The organism is Nonomuraea sp. NPDC049784, assembly GCF_040659615.1.
In the GTDB taxonomy this organism is placed as follows: domain Bacteria; phylum Actinomycetota; class Actinomycetes; order Streptosporangiales; family Streptosporangiaceae; genus Nonomuraea.
This window is the reverse complement of record NZ_JBFAMX010000769.1, coordinates 1-4,134: the sequence shown is the minus strand read 5'-3', so window position 1 is coordinate 4,134 and position 4,134 is coordinate 1. Positions and strand designations below refer to the sequence as shown.

Annotated in this window: 2 protein-coding genes; both read left to right on the top strand. The window is 74.1% G+C overall.

What is annotated here, in order from left to right:
• On the top strand, positions 1-3,608 hold a 3,608-nt coding region (locus AB0J09_RS58090; RefSeq protein WP_360711686.1), incomplete at its 5' end, for an amino acid adenylation domain-containing protein.
• A partial coding sequence (locus AB0J09_RS58085) for a condensation domain-containing protein (RefSeq protein ID WP_360711684.1) occupies positions 3,605-4,134 on the top strand: 530 nt, incomplete at its 3' end. The genes AB0J09_RS58090 and AB0J09_RS58085, both read left to right, overlap by 4 nt.

The window sequence follows — 4,134 nt, the reverse complement described above, 5'->3', positions numbered from 1 at the left end:
CCGCCGTGCGCGCGCTCGCCAAGGAGCGCGGCGCCACGGTGTACGGGGTGCTGATGACGGCGTTCGCGGTGTTCGCGCACCGGCTGACCGGCGAGCCCGACCTGATCACGGGCACCCCCATGGCCAACAGGTCCGCCAAGGGCCTGGAGCGCGTCATCGGGTACGTCATGAACACCCTCCCCATCCGCTGGCGCATCGACGGCGACACGACGTTTGCCGGCCTGCTGTCCCGCTTCACCGCCGAGTTCCCCCAGGTGCTCGCGAACGCCGACGTCCCCGTGGGCAGGGTCGTCCAGGCCGTGGACCCGGAGCGGGTGGCCGGGCGGTCGCCGCTGTTCCAGTGGGTGTTCATGCATCTGCCGCGCCAGGAGAGCGTGGCCAGGCTGCGCGAGATCGCCGATCCCGAGCGCGTGCACACCGGCGGGGAGCACGACCTGATCGGGATCGTACGCGACGGCGACGACGGGTTCGAGGCGAGCCTGGAGATCCGTACCGACCTGTACGCGCCCGAGGTCGTACGCGAGTGGGCGGACGTCTTCACCACGCTGCTCGGCTCGCTGGTGTCCGCGCCGGACGCGCCGGTGGCGGCGGCCACGATGACGCGGCCCGTCGTGGAGGACTTCGGGGGCGCCGCCGTCGAGCTGCCACACACGAGCCTGCCCGAGCTGGTGGCCCGCTGGGCCGAGCGGACGCCGGACGTCGTGGCTGTGGAGTCGGACGACGAGCGGCTCACCTATCGCGAGCTGCTGGAGCGAGTGGATGGGCTGGCCGGGGCGCTGCGGGAGCGCGGGGTGGGGCCCGAGCGGGTGGTGGCCCTGGGGCTCGGGCGGTCCGTGGAGCGGGTGGTGGCGATGCTCGCGGTGCAGCGCGCCGGTGGGGCGTACCTGCCGCTCGACCTCGACCACCCGGCCGAGCGCATCGCTTACATGGTCGAGGACGCGGGGGCCACGCTGCTGATCGCGCCGCCCGGTGTGCTGCCGGAGCTGGGGATTGAGCGGATCTCGCCGGACCTAGCCCGATTTAATGGGCAATTTCCTGATCTCGCGCCGCTAGGCGCGGCGTACGTGATCTACACTTCCGGCTCCACCGGCCGCCCCAAGGGGGTCGTGGTCGGCCACGCGGGCATCGCGAGCCTGGCCCACTCGCTGGTGACCGCCTTCGAGCTGGACGGCTCCAGCCGTGTCCTGCAGCTCGGACCGGCGGCGTTCGACATCTCGGTGGCCGAACTGTGCATGGCGTTCGGCTCAGGGGGCACGCTCGTCGTCCCGCCCGACGGGCCGCTGGTGGGCTCCGAGCTCGGCGAGGTGCTTCGGGAGCGGCGGATCACGTTCGCGATCATCCCTCCGGCAGTGCTGGCCAGCGTGCCGCCCGGCGGCCACCCCGGCCTGCGCGGGCTGGCCACGGGCGCCGACGTGTGCCCGCCGGAGCTGGTGGCGGCGTGGGCGGGCACCCGTTTCTGGAACGCGTACGGGCCGACGGAGATCACGGTGGCCGCCACGGTGAGCCACCCGCTGGCCGCCGACGGCTCCCTCCCGCCGATCGGGCGTGCCCTCGCCAACACCCGCCTGTACGTCCTGGATGACCGGCTGCGGCCGGTGCCCGTGGGGGTGCCCGGGGAGTTGTACGTCGCGGGCGCCGGTGTGGCCCGCGGCTACCTGAACCGGCCGGGGCTCACGGCCGAGCGCTTCGTGGCCGACCCGTTCGGCGCGCCCGGGGAGCGCATGTACCGCACGGGCGACCTGGTGCACCGGCGGCCCGACGGCCAGCTGCATTTCCTCGGCCGCGCGGACGACCAGGTGAAGGTGCGCGGCGTCCGCGTGGAACCGGCCGAGATCGAGGCGGTGCTGGCCCGCCACGAGTCCGTCGCCCGGGCCGCGGTGGCGCTCCGCGACGGCCGTCTCATCGCGTACCTCGTCGGTCGCGGCATTTCGTGCGATACCGGCGACGTACTGGCGCATGCCGTGGCGTCGCTGCCTGTGCACATGGTGCCGGGCGAGTTCGTGGTGCTGGACGCGTTGCCGATCACGCCGCAGGGCAAGCTGAACCGGGCCGCCCTGCCCGCGCCGTCCTTCCGGCCGACGGCGCCGCGCGAGCCGGCCACTGAACGCGAGTCCGCGCTGTGCGGACTGTTCTCCGAGCTGCTCGGCGCGCCCGCGGGGCCGGACGACGACTTCTTCCGGCTGGGCGGCGACAGCATCGGTGCGATCCAGCTAGTCGGCCGCGCCAGGGCGGCGGGGATGAGCCTCACGCCGCGCGAGGTGTTCGTCGCCAGGACCCCGGCCGCGCTGGCGGCGGTGGCACGGGCCACCGCGCGAACGGTCGCTGACTCCCCTGTGGGCAGATTCCCGCTGACGCCGATCATGCACTGGTGGCGCGAGCACGGCGGCCCGCTCGACACGTTCACCCAGTCGCTGCTCCTGCCCGTGCCCGAGGGAGCCGGCGAGGACCGGATCAAAGCGGCGCTGCGGACGTTGGCGGCGCGGCACGCGGCCCTGCGCATGCGCCTGCTGCGGCACTCGGACACCGACTGGGAGCTGGAGGTGCCGCCCCCGGACGAGCCGGTGGAGGTGCTCTTCACGCGCACCGGCACGGAGACGGCGCCGCGGCTGGATCCGGAGCACGGGCAGATGCTCGCCGCCACCTGGCTCGAACCCGACCGGCTGCTGGTCACCGCGCACCACCTGGCCGTGGACGGCGTCTCCTGGCGCATCCTGGGCCCCGAGCTGACCGCCCTCCTGCAGGGCAGGGACACACCCGGCGCCGCGGGCACCTCGTTCGCGGGCTGGGCCCGGCTGCTCGCCGCCGAGGCCGTGCGGCCCGAGCGGGTGGAGGCGGAGCTGCCGGTGTGGAAGCGGCTGGTCTCGGGGGACGAGGCCGCGATCGCACCCGGCTGGGACGGACAGGGCGGGCCGCGCACCACGCTCACCAGGACGCTCCCAGCGGACCTCACCGAGCAGGCCGTCACCGATCTCCCCGCCGCCTTCCGCTGCGGCCCCGACGACGTGCTGCTCACCGCCCTGGCCGGCGCCGTGACCAGGTGGCGCGGCGGCACCGGCGTGCTGGTGGACCTCGAAGGGCACGGCCGGGAGTCCCCCACGGACGACGTCGACATCACCGGCACGGTCGGCTGGTTCACCACCCAGTACCCGGTCAGGCTGGACGCCACCGGCTCCCCGGCCGAGGCGCTCAAGCGGACCAAGGAGCGGCTCCGCGCCGTGCCCTCGGGCGGCCTCGGCTACGGCCTCCTCCGCTACCTCAACCCGCGCACCGCCCGGGAACTGGCCGAGCTTCCCACCCCGGACGTGCGCTTCAACTACCTGGGCCGGTTCGACGGCGAGCTGGTCGGCATGCCCGGCGCGCCCATGGCGTACGCGATCGAGCTGGACACCGTCGTGCACGCGGGGCGGCTGGTGGCGAGCTGGTCGTACGCCGCCGACGCCATCGGCGAGGACCAGGTGGAGAGGCTGGCCGGGCTGTGGTTCGACGCGCTGGCCGAGCTGGCGGGCAAGGCGGGCGAGGGCGGCTCGACCAGCTCCGACTTCCCGCTGGTCGAGCTGTCGCAGAGCCAGATCGAGGATCTCGAAGCGGACCTGGACGGCGACTGGTGAGCGGCAGGCTGGCCGACGTGCTGCCGCTCTCCCCCGCGCAGGAGGGCCTGCTCTTCCACGCCCTGTACAGCGGCGACGATGCGTACGTCATCCAGGCCAGATTCACCGTCGGCGGCGAGGCGGACCCGGCGAGGCTGCGCGCGGCGGTGGAGGCCCTGCTCGCCCGCCACCCGAACCTGCGCGCCTGCTTCCGCCACAAAGGACTCGACCGCCCGGTGCAGCTCGTCCCCCACCGGGTGCGGCTGCCGTGGACGGAGGTGGACCCGCCGTCGGACGCCGAGCTGGAGCGCATGCTGGAGGCCGACCTGCTGCGCCCGTTCGACGTCACCAGGCCGCCACTGGTCCGCGCCACCCTTGTCCGGCGGAAAGAGCTGGTGCTGACCATGCACCACATCCTGGTGGACGGCTGGTCGATGCCGATCCTCGCCAGGGAGCTGGCCGCCTTGTACGCGGGCGAGGGCGAACTGCCGCCCGCGCCCCCGTACCGCGACTATCTGGCCTGGCTGCGCGACCAGGACGGCGAGCT